This window comes from Pigmentiphaga sp. (assembly GCF_033795525.1).
In the GTDB taxonomy this organism is placed as follows: domain Bacteria; phylum Pseudomonadota; class Gammaproteobacteria; order Burkholderiales; family Burkholderiaceae_B; genus Pigmentiphaga.
Genome location: NZ_JARYGM010000003.1, coordinates 234,406 through 253,433 on the forward strand (window position 1 = coordinate 234,406; position 19,028 = coordinate 253,433).

Genomic DNA, 19,028 nt, shown 5'->3' on the forward strand with positions numbered 1-19,028 from the left:
ATGTATCCTCCCTTCGTCCTGTTCCCCTCGGCACCGCGCGTGCGCTGGGCCGTCTGCGCCGCCCTGAGTGCCCCCGTGCTGGCGGCCGGCGCGGCCTCGGCCGAAGAAGCGCACTCCCTGGCGCCCATCGTCGTCACCGGTACCCGGACCGAAAAATCGCTGGACGACACTCCTATCCGCACGGAAATCGTCACCCGGGAAGAGATCGATCGCACGCATGCCCGTACCTTGACCCAGGCGCTGGAGAACATTCCGGGCCTGCAGTTGCGCGAAATCCACGGCAAATCAGGCTATGAGCTTTCCCTGCAGGGATTGAGCAGCGACCAGGTCCTGGTGCTGATCGACGGCCTGCCCATTTCGGCCAGCACGGGCTCCACGGTGGACCTGAGCCAATACCTGCTTACCGACGTCGACCATATCGAAGTCGTCAAGGGCGCCACGTCGGCGCAGCACGGCAGCGCGGCCATGGGCGGCGTCATTAACGTCATTACTCGGCCGGCACAGCCGGGGCTATCAGGCCGCGCGACGCTGGATGCGGGCAGCTACGGCGACCAGAACAGCAAGGGCGGCTCCTGGCGGCCCGCCAATCGGCACGGCCAGTTCTTCCTCCAAGGCGGCAACGAACAGCTGCGAGGCCGGATCGCGGCCGACGTGCTCGACGACGACGGCTTCGGCATCAACCCGGACGCCTGGAGCCGCCAAGGCGACGAGATCCGGCGCCAGCAGTATTCCGCACGGGTCGACTGGCTGCCCAGCGCTCGCCAGCGCTACTTTGTGGACGGCAGCATTTATCGCGAAGACGATACGCAGCGCTATACCACCTTCGTGCCTCCCAACCTGCTGCCGCAACGCAAGACCGAAATCATCGAACGCGACCGCATCACCGGGGGCGGCCAATGGAGCCTCGCAAACGGCACGCGGCTGCAGCTCAAGGGCGTGGGGGAACGCTACGACAGCACATCCCAGGCCTATTCCAACGAATTCCCCACCACACGCCGAAACGCCAAGCAGGACATGGGCCACCTGACCGCGCAGGTGGACCTTCCGGCCTGGCGCGGCCAGCTTTGGCAGTTCGGCGCTGACTACCACTACGAAAAGCTGAGCCAGGACAACAACGGCGTGTCTGAATTCGTGCGCAGCGGCGCTGTGGACCGCTCCAGCAAGGAAGTCTTCGTTCAAAACGACATCATTTTCAACGACACGTGGGAACTGCTGCTCGGCGCCCGCTACCAGGACGACTCGGATTTCGGCGGCCATTTCGCGCCCAAGGCCAGCCTGCGGGGCACCCTGCTGCGGACACGCGACTGGACCGGGGTGCTGCGCGCCAGCGCGGGGCAGGGGTATCGCGTTCCCAACCTGAAAGAACGGTACTACCTGTTCGACCACAGCGCGCTGGGCTACATGGTGCTCGGCAATCCCGACCTCAAGCCGGAGTCGTCCAACAGTCTCCAGCTGGGCGGCACGCTGACCTTCCGGGAAGACGTCACCCTTGAGGTGAACGCATTCCTGAACCGGGTGAAAGACCTGATCCAGACGGACATGAACAACGTCAGCATCATCGACGGGGTGACGGCCTACACCTATCGCAACATCGCGCGCGCCCGGACCCGGGGGATCGAAACGGGCGTGCGCTGGCAAGCCACGCCGGCATTGTCGCTGACCGCCGGCTACACCTTCACCGACGCGAAGAACCTGGATACGGGCAGCGAGCTGACCCGTCGGCCCAGGCACATCGGGCGGCTGGGAATGGATTGGCGTGCCTTGCCGGACACGACGATATCGGTGCGCACGCGCATGCAAAGCAGCGAGCTGGTGTCGTCCGACGACGTGGCGCAGTCGGGCGGCGGGGCATCAAGCGGGGGCCGTTCCCCGGGTTGGACCACGATGGACCTGGTCGTGAACCAGAAAGTGGGGCGCCAGCTTACGCTGTTCGCGGGAGTCAACAACCTGTTCGACCGCCAGCGCGATTTCTCCAACTCCACGGATTTTGGTCCCTTGCGGGGACGATTCATCTACGTCGGGGCGCGCTACGCCTTCGGCGCCAATCCATGACCCAGGGAGGGCAACCCACTATGTATTCCAGATCGACTTTGGCATTGGCCGCGTTATGCAGCGCGCTCGCCCTTGCGGGCTGCGGCGGCGGAGAAGGTGGCGATGGCGGTAGCGCCGGCGGCGGTACGGGCGGAGGGGGGGACGGGGGCGGCTCGACGCCCACCAGCAAATTCACCCAGAGCGGCAGCTGGACGTTTACGCTGCCAGCCGCGGGAGGCTCGGTCTGCTACGACTTCGACACCGGCGTGGAGGTCGCTGCGTGCACCGGGGCCGCATGGGACTTGAAGGTGAGCAGCGGCAGCCGCAGCGCGACGTTGTGGACCAACAGCGGGACCAGCGGCACGGGCCAGGGCGGCGCGTTCGGCGGCCCGTTCGATCATACCTGGACCGAATTGCAGACCTACCAGGACGCGACGGTCGACCCGGCCAGCGGCTCCCCGCTGCCCGCGGCGGTGTACACCGCCGATAGCGCGGCCAGTGTGTTTACGGGCACCAACGATATCCAATCGGCCGCGTTCGAGTACGACATCGCCGGCGACCACCGCCTCTATCCGAACTTCCGCGTCTTCCTCATCACGACGGACAGCACCGCCACCGTCAGCGGCGGATCGGCTCCCGTCACCGATGGGCCCAACGTCTTCGCCCTGCAGGTCACGGGCTACTACGGCGGCGCGGCCGGCACGACCTCGGGTCACCCGTCTTTCCGCTGGATTGCCCGCACCAGCGAAGCGGTCCCGCGCACCGCCACCGTCGATGCGACCGCTGGCTGGGTCTACTACGATCTGATCAACGGCAGGGAAGTTGCCGAATCCGACAGCTGGCACATCGCATTCAACCGCTACACCTTCAAGTTGAACGGCGGGACCTCCGGCTCCGGCAACGTGGCCGGCTTCGTCGGCAAGACGCCAGCGGGCTTCTACGATATCCAGGGCAACCCCATCAAGAGCCAATTCACCGTCACGACCAACGTGTCGGACACCCTGCCCGACCTGACAGCCAGCGACATGGCGGTACCCACGAGTACCGCGGGCTGGATCCGCGACAATCTCGCTTCGGCACTGAACCCGGCCGCGCGCGGATTCGATTTCGGCTGGTACACGTACAACCTGTCGAACCACACCCTGACGGCCAACCCGGAGGCCGGCACGCTCATTCGCAACGGCGAGGGCAGCAGCTACACCCGCCTGCGCCTGGCGGACATCGCCTACGAAAACCCGGCGGTACCGACCAGCCCGCAGACGTGGACCTTCGATTACGACCTTCAGCCGGCCGCCGACTGATCGGTCATTCCTGGCGTTTGTTCTTGGCCGCTGCGCTTCGGGCAGCGGCTTTTTTTCGACGTGCTGCGGCCGGCTACAGGACGCCGTAGCGTTTGCGGTAGGCCAGCACGGCTTCGCGGTGCTGTTCGAACTCGCCGCCGCCGCTTTGCTGGATCATGTCGAGGATGTCGTCCAGCGAGGCGATGCTCACAACGGGGCAGCCGTTGGTGCGCTCCACGTCCTGCACCGCCGAATGCTCGGACAAGGCGTCATCCGGGCCGACGCGCTCCATGCGGTCGAGGGCGATCAGCACCGCGGCCGGTTTGGCCTTGGCCGCCTGGATCATCCGCACCGATTCACGCACCGACGTGCCGGCCGAGATGACATCGTCGATGATGACGACACGGCCCTGCAGCGGCGCGCCCACCAGCGCGCCGCCTTCTCCGTGGTCCTTGGCTTCCTTGCGGTTGAAGGCGAACGGCACGTCCCGGCCGCGCGCCGCGAGCGCGACCGCCGTGGCGGTCACCAGCGGAATGCCCTTGTAGGCGGGGCCGTACAGCATGTCGAACTCGACCCCCGAGGCCAGAAGCGCCTGGGCGTAGAACTCGGCCAGCCTGCCCACTGCCGCCCCGCTGTTGAACAGGCCGGCGTTGAAAAAGTAAGGGCTCAATCGGCCGGCCTTGGTCGTGAACGCGCCGAACCGCAGCACGCCAAGCTCAGTGGCAAAGCGCACGAAATCGGTGCGGAAGCGCCCCTGGTCGGCAATGGGATCGGGAACGGAGGGAGTGGAGGCGATAGCGGTCTGGGGCACGGCGGTCACGGTACGAAATCACAACGGCACGGAGGAAGGCCTTCCCCCGGCGGCTCGGTGGGCCGGTGTGATTGTAAAACGGGTGGGGGCCGAAGGGCCAACGAGGATTCCCTGGGCCCGGCCGAACTTGTATCAGCCGGCGGTGGACTGCCCGCCGTCCAGATCGATGACCGTGCCGCTCAGGTATCCCGCGCGCGGGCTGCAGCCGAACACGACCATGTCAGCCACTTCTTCGGGCTCCTGAAGTCGCCCGAAAGGCAAGTCCTGCAGCAGTTCTTCCCAGCGGTCGGCGTGACCCAGCCGCTCGGCCGCCTGCGCGCGCATCACCTGTTCGATGCGCGGCGTACCCGTCTGGCTGGGATTGACGCCGAATACCCGCACGCCCTGCCTTGGCGACGCCCCCCCGAGCGCGCGCGTGAACGCGACCAGCGCCGCGTTGGCCGTGCTGCCGCACAAATAAGCCTCCCGAGGGGCGACGCCGGCCATGCCGATGATGTTGGCGATCACCCCCGAACGGGCGGCGCGCATGCGGGGCAGGTACGCCCGCACCAGCGCAATGTAGCCGTACACCTTCAGTTCCCACGACGCGTGCCACCGTGCATCGTCGACCGTCTCAAGGCTGCCGCCCGGGATGGCGCCCGCATTGTTGACCAGGATATCGATGTCGCCGACCAGTTCCACGACCCGCGCCGCGGCATCGTCGCTGGCCAGGTCGATGGCATGCCAGCTCGGGGCCACGCCGGTCTGCGCATGGATGTCGACGGCGGCCCGCTCCAGCTTGGCGGCGTCTCGCGCTAGAAGTACGGGCCGAGCTCCTTCCCGCGCGAACGACAACGCGCAGGCCAGGCCGATACCTTGCGAAGCGCCGGAAACAAGGACTCGCTTGCCGCTCAGCCCGAGATTCATACGATTGCTCCCTGGCTGGCGGGCGATTGCGCGGCGTACCAGTCTGCGATTTCGCTGCCGGTGAAAAAACCTACTCCATCGGTGTCCATCAGCCGGTCCAGCATCTGCTCGAAATACCCAAAGCGATGCGGCACGCCCATCAAATGTGGATGCAGTCCAAGCGCCAGCACCCGCGGCCTGTGCCTGGACTCCTGCTCGAACAGTTCCAGGGTGGCCTCCAGGCGCAGCAGAAACTCCGGCGACGAGTGCTTCTCGATGGCATAGATGATGGAATCGTTCAGCTCGAGGTTATAGGGCATGGCCATCAGCGGTCCATTGCGGGTGGAGAGCCAGTCGGGCAGGTCATCCATGCACCAGTCGCACACATAGTCCACGCGGGCCGCTCGCAACAGCTCGGGCGTGTCCGCCGTTTCGCGCAGACCCGGCCCCAGCCAGCCGCGCGGACGCCGGCCTGTGAATGCGGCGATCTTGTCGAGGGTCGCGTCAATCAGCTGCCCTTCGGACGGCTCCTGGTCGATGGCCTTCTGGTGCAACCCATGGCCAATGAACTCCCATCCCGCCTCGAGCATGGCTTGTGCGGCCCGAGGGTAGGCATCGATGACGCTGGCATTGAAGCTCGTCGAGGCTGGCAAGCCACGATCGGCGATGGCACGCATCAATCGCGGCAAACCGGCACGCATGCCGTAGTCCACCCATCCGAAGTTCGGCACGTCCGGCACGGTGTGCTTGCCGTGCGGCGGCGTGATGATGGTGCGCGGCATGGGGTGATCGAAGACCCAGTTCTCCACATTGACGACGAGATGCACCATGATTCGCCCCCGCCCGTGCGGCACCAGCGGAGGACGATCGTCGGAGAAGCGGTAGGGGACACGGGGATTGGCCATGGCGGTCCTTGTCGGGCTTGCAGCCACAGTGATTTGGGCAGGGCCGCGGGTCAGCGGCCGCGAAAACGAGGGGGGCGCTTTTCCATGAAAGCGCGCCGCCCTTCGACGTAGTCCTCGCTATCGAAACAGCGCTGGACGGCGGCGTCGATGCGTGCCAGGTCGGACTCCCCCGGATGGCCGGCGCACAGGCCGATCGCCATCTTGGCCGCCTCGATCGTCAACGGCGCGTTGGCAGCGATCTGCGCCGCAATGGCATCGACAGCGGCGTCCAGTTCCGCAGCCTCATAGACCTGGTGCACCAGGCCGATGCGGGCGGCCTCGTCACCGTCGAAGGTGCGCGCGGTGAAGAACAGTTCGGCTGCCCGGGCGCTGCCGATGACCTCCACCACCCGGCGCATGCCCTGGTAGCCGTAACCCAGGCCGAGCCGTGCCGCCGGCATGCGCCAGCGAGCGTCGCGTGCGCAATACCGCAGGTCGCACGCTAGGGCCAGGCCGATGCCCCCGCCCATGCAGACACCGTGGATGTTGGCGATGACGGGCTTGGGCAGGGCGCAGAGCCCGTCTTGCGCCCGGGCCACGGCGTCGTTGTAGTCGCCCGCCGCGCCGGCATCGCTGCGGCGGTCTTCGAATTCCGAAATGTCGGCACCGGATACGAAGGCCCGCTCGCCGTCCCCACGCAGCACGACCACGCGCACGTCATGGCGCATGGCCAGGTCGCGCGCCGCATCGGCCAAGGCTTGCCACATGCCAAAACTCATGGCGTTATAGCGCCGCGGATTGGAAAGCGTGATGCGCGCGATGCCCGCGTTGACCTGGATGTCTACGGTACTCATCCCTGCTCCTCAAATAACGCCGTCGGCGCGCAAGGCCGCGATCTCGCAGGGGCCGTACCCTAATTCGCGCAGGATCTCTTCGCTGTGCTCGCCCCAGTCCGGCGCCGCGCGCGCCACTTGTGCCGGCGTGCGCGCCAGCACCACGGGCTGGGTAATGAAATGGCGCTCCGGCCCCTGGGGCGTGGGCGCGCTGGCGATGACGCCCAGATGGCGCACTTGCTCGTCCTCCAGGACCTGAGGCACGGTATAGACGGGCCCCGCGGGCACGCTGTGGCGGTTGAGCAGGTCCACCCAGTACGCCACCGGACGCGCGATGAAGATCTCCTGGATCTCGGCGTTGAGCCGTGCACGGTGCCTGACTCGAAGTTTCTCGGTCGCGTAGTCGGGGTCCGACAACCACTGCGGACGTTCGATCGCGTGGCAAAAGCGCTCCCAACTGCCCTCGCCCGATGCTCCCAGGTTGAAGTAACCGTCGCTGGCCTGGAACAGCCCCATGGGGCTGCTGGTCGGATGGTCGTTGCCAACCTGCACCGGCAAGTCGCCGTCGTTCACATACCGGGCCACCTGGAAATCCATCATCGCGATCTGCGCATGAAGCAGGTTTACATGCAGCCATTGCCCTTGGCCGGACACTTCGCGCTCGAGCAGCGCCGTCAGAATGCCGAGGGCGGCATACAGCCCGGAGCTGGAGTCGGCCACCGCCAGCCCTGCCCGCACGGGACCCTGACCTGGATGCCCCGTCACCGACATCAGTCCGCCCATGCCCTGCACGATCTGGTCAAACCCGGGCCGCTTCGCATAGGGCCCGTCCTGCCCGAATCCGGAAATGCTGGCCAGAATGATGCGCGGATTGATGGCCTTGAGGGATTCGTAGTCGAGTCCGAGCCGGCCCTTGACATCCGGACGCCAGTTCTCGACAACGACGTCCGCCTCAGCCACCAGGCGGCGGATGACCTCCAATCCCCTCGGCTTCTTGAGATTGAGCGTAAGCGAACGCTTGTTGCGATTCAGGTTCTGGAAATCACCTCCCAGGCGGTCCGCAGCGAACATCGCTTCGTTTGGATCGACGCCTGGGGGCGGCTCGATGCGAATGACGTCCGCGCCGAAGTCGGCAAGCATGCGCACGCAGGTCGGACCGGCGCGCACGCGCGACAGGTCGAGCACCCGAAAGCGGGACAAGGCAGTGGACGCGGTGATCTTGGGCATGGATGGCTATGCGAGTGAGGGAGTCGGCAAGGAGAAGGGCGGCACACCGTGCAGATGTTCCCAATGGTGGACGAAGGCAAGCAGCGTGGCCTCGCCGCCGGGCCGGGCCACGGCCTGGGCACACAGCGGCCGCCCGGCGGCGTCGCGCCCCACCGGGAAGACGACGGCTGGCAGCCCCAGGTAGTTGGCGTATGGCATCCATGCATGCAGGCTGTCCAGCGCCGCGCGATCGAAGCGGCTGATACCGGGGGTAACCGCCTCCCAATCCGGCACGCCCAGGGCCATGGCGGGAAGCAGCAGCAGGTCGGCATCGCCCAACGCTTGCGAAAGGAAGCCAGCGAGCATGGCCGGCCGCGCCGCAACGGCTTCGCGATACCAGATGGCAGGCACGCCCAGCCCAGGCAGAAGCACCGCCCGCGCCGCGGGTCCGATGCTGTCGGGTGCCTGGCGCAGCAGCGCCATATGAGTATCCGTGGCCTCGACATGCAGCATGACGCGCGCAAGGCGTGTCCACTCGGCGAAGTCAGGCAGGGGGACCGCTTCGCAGTCGCTGTATAGATCGGCATCCAGCAAAGCCGCCAGCGCCGGTCCGCACGGCCCTTGCATGACGGGCACAGGGAAGTGATGGCGCACGTGCCAGCGACGCGGCGCGGACAAGGCCGCAAGCAGGCTCGCCGCGTCTTGCGCCGGCAGTCCGGCACGGCCGGGAACATCGGCGGCATTGGCCAGTACCAGTGCCGCATCGGCGGCGCAACGGGCCAATACGCCTACGGTATCGAGCGAAGGCGCCAGCGCTTGCAGACCTTCGCGGGTAATCGCGCCGTAAGTGGGCTTGAGCCCGACCAATCCGCAGGTCGCGGCCGGAATACGTATGGAGCCCGCGGTATCGGTGCCTAGCGACGCATAGGCGAGACTGCTGGCGACCGCCACCGCCGATCCACTGGACGACCCGCCCACCACCGCTCGGGCATCGCAGGGATTGACCGGGCGTGGCGCCCAAGGATTGTCGCCCGTGGCCCCACACCCGAGTTCGGCCATGACCAGCGCCGCCAGATTGACTCCGCCGGCGGCGCGCAGACGCTGCAACGCCGGGGACGGGGCCTGCGGGCGGTCGAGTGGCTGGGGCCGGCCGGCGCACATGGCGCCATCGCCGGTCGCGAAGACGTCCTTATGGGCAAGCCCGAGCCCGGCAAGCGGCCCCGCCGGCGGGGTGCCGTCCGCGTCGTGCCAGCGAGCCACGCAGTGGAAAGCCGCATCCAGCACCGCCGCCCGCTGCCGCTGCGAGCGCAGAACCTGCGCAGGATCGGCCTCGCCGCTGGCGACTGCGAGGCACAAATCGACGGCGCGCGCAGGCAACTCAGTCATGCCGCGCCAGCCTTTCCAGCAGGAGCTCGAAACACTGCGGGTCCTCGATACGCCGGGCCGGTCCTGGCGCAAGAGCCGCCACCGCACGCGCGATGCGCGCGGCCTCGCGGCCGTCGAGCGCCACACCGGAAAGTGCCGCCCATTCCCGGCAACCCGCTGCGGTGGGGATCCCTGTTCTGTTCAGGGGTATCGCCGGATCGAGGTCGGCTTGCATGCGTGCTCCAAAAAATATTGACCTGCCGATTTAAATATATTTATAGTGGCCGAAAATATTTTTTGCAACCGATGTCGAAATATTTATGAGCAGCAACAAAATCAGCGAACAAATCCGCCAGGCCGTGGAGGAGTGCATCCGGACCGGTACGCTGCTGCCCGGCGACCCTATCGACGAAGCGGAGTGGAGCCGCCGCTTCGATGTTTCCCGCACCCCGGTACGGGAAGCGATTCTGCAGCTGCAAGCCCAGGGCCTCGTTATCAGCCAACCCCGTGGCGGCATGGTGGTGGCCAAGCTGGACCTTCAGCAGCTGGTGGCGATGTGGGAACTGCTGGCGGAACTGGAAGGCTTTGCCGCCAGGCTGGCCTGCGAACGCATGATCGAGGAGGAACGCCAGGAGCTGGCTTCCATCCACGAAGCCGCCGCCGTATCCGTCGACAACGACGACCTGGAAGCCTGGTACGGGCACAACTCGGCGTTCCATGAAGTGCTCTATACCGGATCGCGCAACCCGTACCTGCGTCACGACATCCTGCGCATGCGCGCCAAGACGGCGGTCTACCGGCGCCATGCCTACGCCGCGGTGGGCCACCTGCGATCGTCCTACGAACAGCACGGCCAGATCCTGGCCGCTGTCATGGCCAACGATTCGCAGGCCGCGTTCGAGGCGATGGTGCGCCACATGAGCCCGGGCACCGGGACCCAGAGCCTGGCCGACCTGATCGTCCGGCTACCCAGATCCTTGCTGAACTGAACGGAGCAACGCATTCCATGCCCAGTCCTGACTCCACGCGCCGCGTCATCATCGCCGGTGCCGGTCCGGTAGGCCTGACCGCCGCCGTCGCACTGGCAAACCAAGGCATTCCCGTAACGGTGCTGGAAGCCGAACCGGCGCTCACGCACGACCTGCGCGCCGGCACTTTCCATCCGCCGACCATGGAGATGCTGGCCGCCTACGGTGTCACGGACGCCATGCTGGAGCAAGGACTGAAGGTCCCCCACTGGCAGGTGCGCGACCGTGAAATGGGCGTAGTTGCGGAATGGGACCTCGGCATGCTGGCGGATGTTACGCCTTATCCCTTCCGGCTTCACCTCGAACAGCACAAGCTGGCCCGCATTCTGCTGGACAAGCTGCTGGCGTATCCCGACACCGAGATCCTGTTCTCCACGCCATTGAGCGGTATCGAGCAAGACGCCGGCGGCGTGACCGCGTTCGCGAGCCGCGACGGTGAAACCCTGCGTATACGAGGCAAGTGGCTGATCGGCTGCGACGGCGGCCGAAGCTTTACCCGGAAGGCCATCGGCTCCGAGTTCGAGGGATTCACCTGGCCCGAGCGCTTCGCGGTGCTGAGCACAGACTACGATCTGTCCGCCCATGGCTATGCCAGGAATGCCTATATTGCGGATCCCCAGGAATGGGTAGCCGTCTTCTGCGTGCCGCACGACGGCCCGCCTGGACTGTGGCGCGCGGTATTCCCCATCACCGATCCGGACGAACCCGACGAGGAAGTGCTCTCCAGCGACGGCGTGCAACGCCGGTTGAAAGGCTTCATGCCGTGGCGCGACCACTACGACGTTCCTTACGCGAGCATTTACCGGGTGCACCAGCGCGTCGCCAAGGACTGGCGCGTCGGACGCGTGCTGCTGGCCGGCGACGCCGCCCACGTAAACAACCCCCTCGGCGCCTTTGGCCTGAACGGCGGCCTGCACGATGCCATCAACCTCGCCGGCAAGCTTGGCGCGGTCTGGCATGGCCGCGCGGACGATACCCTGCTCGACCGCTACGTCCGGCAGCGCCGCAACACCAATATCGACTTCGTGCAGGCCACGTCCATCCGGAACAAGCGGCTGCTCGAAGAGCGCGACCCGGGCGTGCGGCGCGAGCGTTTCGACGAACTGCGCCGGCAGGCCAGCGACCGGAATTCAGCCATCCCTTTCCTATTGCAGAGTTCGATGATCATGAGCTTGCGCAAGGCGGAAGAGATCCAATGACCTGACGCCCGACAACCAGAAGGCGGCGGAGACAAACGAGAGCACCTGATAACCAACCATGGGAATCCAGCATGAAACTCAAGTCCGTCCTGGCACTATCCGCTGCCTGGTGCGCCGCCATCGCACCGCTTCTCGCACAGGCCAGCAACTGGCCTGAACGCTCCATTCGCGTCATCGTTCCCTTTGCTGCCGGCGGCAATACCGACGGCATCGCCCGGTTGACCGCCGAGCGTCTGACCCAGTCCCTGGGCCAGTCGGTCGTGGTCGAAAACCGGCCGGGCGCCAACGGCTCGATCGCCGCGCAGGCCGTCCAACGCGCGGATCCCGATGGCTACACGCTGCTCATGGCCGCCATGCCCATCATCGCCATCCTGCCCAAGGTACAGAAGGTTCCTTACGATCCCGTGAAAGACTTCGTGCCGATCAGCAACATCGGCAGCAACCCCTTCGCGCTGGGCATCGGCAAGAACGTGCCAGCCACCAACCTGAAGGAATTCGTCGAACTGGTCCGGAAGAGTCCCGGCCGGTACAACTACGCGTCAGGCGGCTCGGGCAGCGTCTCGCACCTGTCCGGCGCGCTGTTCCTCAAGCGGACCGGCCTGGAGATGATGCACGTCATGTACAAGGGCGACGCCCCCGCCATGGCGGCGGTGCTGGGCGGCGAAGTGTCCATGTACTTCGGCAACCTCTCGGCCATCGCGCCCCAGGCCAAGGCCGGCAACGTCCGGATGCTCGCCGTCTCCAGCTCCCGGCCCACCCCCCTGTTTCCCGACGTCCCTGCCATCGCCGACACCTACCCAGGCTTCGAAACACTGACCTGGAATGGCTTGATGGCGCCAGCGGGCACGCCCCGCGCGGTGGTGAACCGCATCGCCGACGAGGTTCGCAGGCTTGGCCGCGACAGCGCCTTCGTCGATCGCCTCGCGGCGCTGGGGGTCGACGTCGTAGCGGACGGGCCCGATGAATTAGCCGCCACCGTTCAATCCGATATCGCCCTGTGGACGGATGCCGTCAAAGCTGCTGACCTCAAGGAGTAATCATGCAATCCCCATCGCTAGGCCCGGACGTCCTCGGCCATCGGGCAAAAATCGGCGTCATCGTGCCCGCCACCAACACCGTCGTGCAGCCTGAGTACGAAAGCATGCGTGTCGACGGCGTGACCAACCACGTCTCGCGCATGACGCTTCCCGTACGGCCTTACGATGATATGGCGCGCTACCGGGAAGCGCTCGATACCGAAGAAGGCGACCTGGAACAGGCGATCCGGCTGGTGACCTGCTGCGAACCCGACATCATCGCGCACGGTCATTCCATCCACTCGTTCCGCGGCGACGCCCAGCGCGCAATGGCATCGCAGGAACGACTGGCGAAGGTGGCCGGCGTGCCCTTCGTCACGCCATCGGTAGCGGTGCTCAAGGGACTCGAGGCAATTGGCAATCCACGGCGGCTCGGCGTCCTTACGCCTTACTGGCCGCCGGCCGACGACCTTGTCGCCGGCTTCTTCCGCGCCAGCGGCTACGAAGTCGTCCGGGTCGACGGGCTGAAGTGCCAGGGGCCGACCAACGTAGCGCGCACGCCGCTGGCCGCCATCAAGGCCGGCTTCGCGTCGGTGGACCATCCCGACGTGGAGGCGCTGGTGCACGTTGGAACCAACCTGCCGGTCACGGGAATCACGCAGGAGCTTGAGGACGAACTGGGCAAGCCGCTGATCGGCGTGAACGTCGCCACGTACTGGCTGGCGCTGCGCACGCTGGGCCTGAAGGACCGGAAAGCGGGGTTTGGGAAGCTGTTGGCTGAGTGCTGAGCGCAGGTAAAGTCAGGACAGAGGCCGGCTCGTAACCATCCGGTGCGCGGCCCTTGTCCTGACGGTGAACGATTGTCTATTCCGCCCGGATACCGGCTTCGGCCACCACCTTCGACCAACTGGCTTTTTCGGCCGCGATGCGCGCCGCCATCTCCGCGGGGGTACCCGTCGACGCCTCAATGCCGTGTTCCAGCAATGCGTCGATAACATCCTGCCGTTTCAAGACCTCCCGCACATCGCGATTGATTCGCTCCAGCACTCCGGCCGGCACACCCGCGGGCGCGCTCAAGCCGATCCAGCCCTCATTCTCGAAACCGGCAATTCCGGCTTCCACCAGCGTCGGCACCTGCGGCAAAGCCTTTACGCGCTTGCTCCCCGTTACCGCAAGCGCTTTTAGCCGACCTGACCGGATGTGGGGAAGCACCGACGGAACAGCGCCGAACTGCATATCCACTACGCCTCCCACCACGTCGACGATGGAGGCGGGCCCTCCCTTGTACGGCACGTGGGTCATGGGCGCGCCGGTCAGCGACCGCAACATTTCAGCAAATAAATGCTGGTTGCTTCCCACACCGGAAGACGCGTAGGTGATCCCGTTAGGCCGGCCGCGCGCGGTTTCGACGACAGCCTGTACCGAGTCAGCCGGGAGACTGGGGCCGGTGACCAGCAAAAAAGGCGTAATGCCGACCAGCGTCACCGACGCGAGATCCTTTTCAGGATTGAAAGGCATGCGCGAAAACACCAGCGGGTTGATTGCCGGGATGTTATTAGGGACCATCAAGAGCGTGTGACCATCGGGCGGTGCCTTGGCAACAAAATCCGAGCCGATATTGCTCGATGCGCCCGGCTTATGTTCGACGATGACGGGCTGCTTCCACATAGGCGAAAGCTTGTCGCTGAGCAGACGCGCGATGACGTCGGGCGTCCCGCCTGGCGGAAAGGGGACGATAAGCCTCACAGGCTTGGTTGGAAACTCCTGCCCAACCGACACTGAGGGACAGAAACCGAGCGAAGCAACTGCGATAACGCCCAGCAAGGCGGGTTTAGAAGCACTGAATTTGGTTTTCAGAATTGACATATCAGATCCCGCAAGAAAGTAAGGTCCGCGAATAGCGGCAGATGCCAGAGCTGCCAGACAAGGGTTCCAATACAAAGCTCTTTGGCCGTTCTTGAATTTTGTCTTGATTGGGGCGTTCACCAATGGGCACTCGCGCTAGAGAGCAGCCTCGGACCGACGCCTCCAGACCGGTTCAACGTGCGGGTTCTTGCAGATGCTGGGCAGGCGCCCTTCTAGCACATTGAGAATGTTTTCCACTGCCACGCGAATAACGGCGTCGATGCTCTGCCGAGTGTGCCCCACGATGTGAGGGGTAAGGATCACATTGGGCAAGCTCCGCAGCTCGCTATCCTGGGGAAGCGGTTCGGTTGCAAAGGTATCGAGGGCAGCGCCCGCAATGCGCCGATCGCGCAATGCCGCAATAAGAGCAGGCTCGTCGATAGCATCGCCTCGTGCGACATTCACAAGATAGGCGCTGCGCTTCATCAAGGCGATGGCGTCGGCGTTGATCAGCCTTTTGTTGTCGGGCCGCACCGCAATGAATACCCCGACGAGATCGGACTCGCGCATCAACGTCGCCAAGTCCACGAGTGTTACGGCGTCGGGGATTTGACTACGTTCTGCGCGAGGGCTATAGGCAAGCAACTTCACCCCGAAGGGCAGCAGGCGGTCCACGACGGCCCGTCCGATCCGTCCAAGACCCACGATGCCGATGGTGGCGCCAAACAACATGTTTGCGTGCGGCCCCTCTTCGGGGTCCGCCGGCCGCCAAGTTGACATCAACCGTTCGGACTGCCGTAGACCGTACATGAGGTTCATCATTAGCATGATGGCTGCTTCGGCCATGCTCAGGACATGTTCGGGAGCACCGCCGTGCCCGACGATGATCCCCATCTCGTCGGCCGCCTCGAGGTCGACCGTCTCCAGGCCGATTGTCGCGTTGACGATTCCTTTCAATCGCGGCAAAGCCGATAACGTCTGGCGGTCGCAACGCCATCGGGAACTGAACATTGCAACGTCTGCCCGACGCAGATCGTTCTGTACCGTCTCGGGCGGCAGCGGGACCACCACCCCCGGTGTGTTGGCAGGACCGCGGATGACCTCGACACCTCGCGCAGCAAGCTCGGAAGCAATGGTGTCCAGCAAGCCGTCCATCGTGTGGTCGCGAACAAGAAAAACGGAGCGTGGTCTTCCGGGACTCACCTCGAGCGGCAACCCTCTTTCAGGCATTTTCACGGGACGGTCCGAATGACAGACCGGACAAGACCGGCTCCACATGCTTGTTCTCGGCCGAGTTGCCATCCATTTGCTTGCCGTCTATGCCTATCCTGGCGAACATATTGCCCCCCTCTTGCGCGGCACAGCCGATGCGCAGCATGACCAATGGCTCCCCTTCTGAGGCACGAAAACGATAGAAGGAGCCAGCAGGAAGCATCACGCCATGCATAGGCCCGAAAGTCCGGACCTCGTCGTTGGGTCCGTAGAAGTTGACCTCGCCCTGCAAGACGATAAATACATGGTCCTCGGTGGTATGGGCATGCAGCGTATTCTCCCCCGAGGCGGCGTAGCACTTCAGGATCACCGTCAGGTTCGGCGTAGCGGCCAACGCAGTGTCGGTGCGCCCGATTTTGGGCAACGGGCCGGCCACCGTAAAGAACGTTGGCTTATCGCCGCGATAAAGCGCCGTGAAGGCCGCTATGTAGTCGTCATTTGTGCTGAGCAGGTGCTTTCCACCAGGAATGTCTGAGGAAGTTTGCGTGTTTTCCATTCGGTGCCCCTTTGTTTGTTCCGGCAGTCCCGAGGCAATCAATCCCCCCGGATACCTGCCTCCGCGATGATCTTGGCCCACTGCCTTGCCTCCCGCTCGATGCGGGCGTCGAGCTCCTCGCCTGAGGTAGTGGCAACGTCCACCCCCTGTTCTGCCAGCGTCCGGGCGACGTTCGGATCCACCATGGCGGCTCTTACATCCCGGTTCACCTTTTCCACGACATCGTCGGGAGTATTCGCGGGAGCCGCCAATCCGATCCATGGCTCGCTGACATAACCCGCTATGCCGGCCTCGATCATGGTCGGGACGTCTGGCAGCAGGGAGGTTCGCTGCTGCCCGGTCACTGCAAGTGCCTTGAGCTTGCCGCTGCGCACGTGGGGGACCACGGCAGTCGCGGCGCCGAACTGGATGTCCACTTGGCCGCTCACGAGGTCCACCACGGCAGGTGCCCCGCCCTTGTAGGGCACGTGCACCAGCGCAAGCCCGGTCAGGGAGCGAAACAGTTCACCGGCCAAGTGCTGCACACTGCCGACGCCCGATGAGGCGTAGGTCATCCCGTTCGATCGGCCCTTTGCCTCGACGATGAGTTCACTGACCGTCGCCGCCTTGACGCTCGGACCGGCCACTAGAACGAAAGGGGTGTTACCGATGAGCGTGATCGACCGGAACGCCCGGCGGGCGTCGAACGGCATCGAGCGGTAGAGTGCGGGGTTGATCGTCTGAATATTGTTCGGGATCACGAGCAGCGTATGCCCATCAGGCTGCGCCTTCGCGACGACATCGGCGCCTATCATCGCCGCCGCGCCTGGCTTGTTCTCGACGACGACGGGTACCCCCCACATGGGAGTCAGGCGCTCTGACAATAGCCGGGCGATCACATCGCCGCTGCCTGCCGGGGGAAACGGCACAACCAGCTTGACCGCCCGTGAAGGGAATTGGTCTGCGGCCCCGGACGGCGCAACCCAGAGCGCTGATGCAGCCAGGAGCCAGGCAACGAAAGAGACGACATAGCGAGACATAGCGGACCCGAAGCAGATGAACGGCGAAGCAATACTCGATAGCATCTCCCACGCGGCGCCCGGCTTGAGGATACGTCTCGATCCGCGAAGGCTCACTTGGTCGACTCAGGCCATTATGGCTGTCGCTGAATCGTCACGTCCAATACATCTTCGATGCGCAACTTATACGCTTATCGTCTTAGATCGCACCGCGATGCACAAAACAGCAACGCGGCCGCCGGTCCTTCCGTCCGTCAGGCCGACAGGCTGTTTTCCAGCGCCAGCTCTCGCGCCGCGTCGACGAACAACTGCACTGCGGGAGACTCATTGTCGCGCCGCCACACGGCCCCGACGGTCGAGCGCGGCGAGTTCTTCAACGCGACATAGGCGACACCATCAGGCCTGGCCCAATGCATGGATTCCGGAATGAGCGCAATCCCCATCTCCACGCCCACAAACCCTAACGCCGTATTGAGGTTGGAGGACACTTGAGCCACCTTGGCCTGAAAGCCTGCCCGGCGGCATATTGCTTCAATCGACTCGAACAACGCGGCTGAGTGCCTCGACGCCTTAAGGAATACTTCGTTCTTCAAGTCCAGAAGCGAGACTGCCTTTCTTGACGCCAGCGGATGGGACACGGGCAATGCGACCATGAGAGCCTCGTCATACAAAGGCATCGTGGTCAGGTAGGTCTGATCGACGGGCAGCCTCATCACGCCGACGTCGACAATACCTTTGATGATGGCATCCACCTGCATGCCCATCGGCATCTCCAACACTTCAACCGCAATGTTGGGGTGGCACTCCCGATAATTCTTCACCAGCCTGGGCAACAACGCTTGCGCCGTAGAGAAACTGCAAGTGACGTGCAGTTGGCCCTCTTCGCCCTGGCTGATGCGGCGTACTCTATTGGCAATAGCGGTGAGGTCCGCGAGCCAGGGTTTCACTTGCTCGTAGAGCTCACGTCCCGCAGGCGTCAAGTTCACTGAGCGTTTTGTCCGCTGGAAAAGCAGCGCGCCGAGCTCGGCTTCCAGCATCTTGATCTGCTGGCTCAACGGCGGCTGACTCATATTCAGCCGCCGTGCGGCCTTGGTGAAACTCAGCTCCTCCGCCAGCACGATGAAATACTGTAATCGTCGGAAATCCATAGTTTTCTCAAATAAGTCGCACTGCGTCTTAGTTGGATTCTATATAGATCTCCGGCCTGCATGGGTTTCAAGGTGCTGCCAGCTTGAAGACCGAGACAGCCGCGCTGCCCCCTAGATGATCGTCACGACCACTCCAACGACCACAACGGCCACGGCTCCAATCGCCCATGCCCACGGCTTGGACAGCAGGCCCTGTATCGCTCCGCCCCGCACGGGTTTTGACGGGGATCGCTCGCGTGCTACGGGAACGGCCTCCTCCGCGACGGCCGGGGCTCCGGCGAGAGCGGGGTCTCCCACCAGCTGGTTGAAGGTCGCGAAAAAATCCTCCGCAAGCTTCCTGCCGACACCTTCGATAAGACGAGAGCCGATCTGCGCCAGCTTACCGCCCACGTGCACATTGGCCCTATACGAGAGACGGGTACCCTTGCCTTCTGGCGAAAGCGAAACCGCAGCATCGCCTTTGCCGAAGCCGGCGACTCCCCCGCTACCTTGAAAGCTCAGCGAATACGATTGCGGCGGCACAGCTTCAGCAATGGTGAGCTTGCCACTGAAGCGCGCCTTTACCGGTCCGACGACGGCCATGATGACCGCCTTGTACTCGGTAGGGGATACCGCTTCCATGGACTCGCAGCCAGTAATACATTGCTTGAGCACCGCGGGATCATTGAGCGCCTGCCAAACGCGCTCCTGGGTCTGGAGAATGACTTGGTCGCCTTTTAGTTCCATCTTGC

The 19,028-nt window shown here is 64.5% G+C and carries 19 protein-coding genes; 6 read left to right on the forward strand and 13 right to left on the reverse strand.

Annotation, left to right across the window (positions count from 1 at the left end):
• Both QHC78_RS09700 and QHC78_RS09705 read left to right on the forward strand, forming a co-directional pair.
• Positions 1-2,052, forward strand: coding sequence for a TonB-dependent receptor plug domain-containing protein (locus tag QHC78_RS09700; protein WP_319743890.1), 2,052 nt, complete (start codon positions 1-3; stop codon positions 2,050-2,052).
• 20 nt (positions 2,053-2,072) lie between these two features.
• The gene (locus QHC78_RS09705) at positions 2,073-3,332 is read left to right on the forward strand and encodes an HmuY family protein (RefSeq protein ID WP_319743892.1); all 1,260 of its coding nucleotides are present in this window, start codon (positions 2,073-2,075) and stop codon (positions 3,330-3,332) included.
• A 73-nt stretch (positions 3,333-3,405) separates the two neighbouring features.
• On the opposite strand, the gene pyrE is transcribed toward QHC78_RS09705, so the two are convergent.
• From pyrE to QHC78_RS09740, 7 genes are all read right to left on the reverse strand, one after another.
• Positions 3,406-4,077 carry an orotate phosphoribosyltransferase gene (pyrE, locus tag QHC78_RS09710; protein WP_319744883.1) on the reverse strand — a complete coding sequence of 224 codons (672 nt, stop codon included), beginning with the start codon at positions 4,075-4,077 and terminating at the stop codon, positions 3,406-3,408.
• Positions 4,078-4,254: 177 nt separating this feature from the next.
• A complete protein-coding gene (locus tag QHC78_RS09715; protein ID WP_319743894.1) occupies positions 4,255-5,028 on the reverse strand; it encodes a short-chain dehydrogenase/reductase in 774 nt (257 codons plus the stop codon).
• Positions 5,025-5,912 (reverse strand): polysaccharide deacetylase family protein, encoded by an 888-nt coding sequence (locus tag QHC78_RS09720; protein ID WP_319743896.1) that lies wholly within the window; start codon positions 5,910-5,912, stop codon positions 5,025-5,027. The genes QHC78_RS09715 and QHC78_RS09720 overlap by 4 nt, the downstream gene beginning before the upstream one ends.
• Before the next feature lie 50 nt (positions 5,913-5,962).
• Positions 5,963-6,745, reverse strand: a complete 783-nt coding sequence (locus tag QHC78_RS09725; protein ID WP_319743898.1) for an enoyl-CoA hydratase — start codon at positions 6,743-6,745, stop codon at positions 5,963-5,965.
• Between the two features lie 9 nt (positions 6,746-6,754).
• Complete coding sequence (locus QHC78_RS09730) at positions 6,755-7,951, reverse strand: CaiB/BaiF CoA transferase family protein (protein WP_319743900.1); 1,197 nt, start codon at positions 7,949-7,951, stop codon at positions 6,755-6,757.
• A 6-nt stretch (positions 7,952-7,957) separates the two neighbouring features.
• Complete coding sequence (locus tag QHC78_RS09735) at positions 7,958-9,316, reverse strand: amidase (protein ID WP_319743902.1); 1,359 nt, start codon at positions 9,314-9,316, stop codon at positions 7,958-7,960.
• Positions 9,309-9,530, reverse strand: a complete 222-nt coding sequence (locus QHC78_RS09740; RefSeq protein WP_319743904.1) for a hypothetical protein — start codon at positions 9,528-9,530, stop codon at positions 9,309-9,311. Before QHC78_RS09740 ends, QHC78_RS09735 begins: the two co-directional genes overlap by 8 nt.
• A gap of 85 nt (positions 9,531-9,615) precedes the next feature.
• Between QHC78_RS09740 and QHC78_RS09745 the strand changes: the two genes are divergently transcribed.
• The 4 genes from QHC78_RS09745 (at position 9,616) to QHC78_RS09760 (ending at position 13,326) form a co-directional block, all read left to right on the forward strand.
• Positions 9,616-10,284, forward strand: coding sequence for a GntR family transcriptional regulator (locus QHC78_RS09745; RefSeq protein WP_319743906.1), 669 nt, complete (start codon positions 9,616-9,618; stop codon positions 10,282-10,284).
• Between the two features lie 17 nt (positions 10,285-10,301).
• Complete coding sequence (locus QHC78_RS09750) at positions 10,302-11,522, forward strand: FAD-dependent oxidoreductase (RefSeq protein ID WP_319743908.1); 1,221 nt, start codon at positions 10,302-10,304, stop codon at positions 11,520-11,522.
• A 71-nt stretch (positions 11,523-11,593) separates the two neighbouring features.
• Positions 11,594-12,559 carry a Bug family tripartite tricarboxylate transporter substrate binding protein gene (locus tag QHC78_RS09755; RefSeq protein ID WP_319743910.1) on the forward strand — a complete coding sequence of 322 codons (966 nt, stop codon included), beginning with the start codon at positions 11,594-11,596 and terminating at the stop codon, positions 12,557-12,559.
• A 2-nt stretch (positions 12,560-12,561) separates the two neighbouring features.
• A complete protein-coding gene (locus QHC78_RS09760) occupies positions 12,562-13,326 on the forward strand; it encodes a maleate cis-trans isomerase family protein (protein WP_319743912.1) in 765 nt (254 codons plus the stop codon).
• A gap of 76 nt (positions 13,327-13,402) precedes the next feature.
• Here the strand turns inward: QHC78_RS09760 and QHC78_RS09765 are convergent, their stop codons facing one another.
• The 6 genes from QHC78_RS09765 to QHC78_RS09790 all read right to left on the reverse strand — a co-directional run bounded on the left by QHC78_RS09765 (position 13,403) and on the right by QHC78_RS09790 (position 19,023).
• A complete protein-coding gene (locus QHC78_RS09765; RefSeq protein ID WP_319743914.1) occupies positions 13,403-14,404 on the reverse strand; it encodes a Bug family tripartite tricarboxylate transporter substrate binding protein in 1,002 nt (333 codons plus the stop codon).
• 135 nt (positions 14,405-14,539) lie between these two features.
• Positions 14,540-15,613 (reverse strand): NAD(P)-dependent oxidoreductase, encoded by a 1,074-nt coding sequence (locus QHC78_RS09770; RefSeq protein WP_319744885.1) that lies wholly within the window; start codon positions 15,611-15,613, stop codon positions 14,540-14,542.
• On the reverse strand, positions 15,606-16,151 hold the full coding sequence (locus tag QHC78_RS09775) for a cupin domain-containing protein (RefSeq protein ID WP_319743916.1): 546 nt from the start codon (positions 16,149-16,151) through the stop codon (positions 15,606-15,608). Before QHC78_RS09775 ends, QHC78_RS09770 begins: the two co-directional genes overlap by 8 nt.
• 38 nt (positions 16,152-16,189) lie before the next feature.
• Complete coding sequence (locus tag QHC78_RS09780) at positions 16,190-17,170, reverse strand: Bug family tripartite tricarboxylate transporter substrate binding protein (protein WP_319743918.1); 981 nt, start codon at positions 17,168-17,170, stop codon at positions 16,190-16,192.
• Between the two features lie 233 nt (positions 17,171-17,403).
• The gene (locus QHC78_RS09785) at positions 17,404-18,297 is read right to left on the reverse strand and encodes a LysR family transcriptional regulator (protein WP_319743920.1); all 894 of its coding nucleotides are present in this window, start codon (positions 18,295-18,297) and stop codon (positions 17,404-17,406) included.
• 111 nt (positions 18,298-18,408) lie between these two features.
• On the reverse strand, positions 18,409-19,023 hold the full coding sequence (locus tag QHC78_RS09790; protein WP_319743922.1) for an SRPBCC family protein: 615 nt from the start codon (positions 19,021-19,023) through the stop codon (positions 18,409-18,411).
• Between the last annotated feature and the right edge of the window lie 5 nt (positions 19,024-19,028).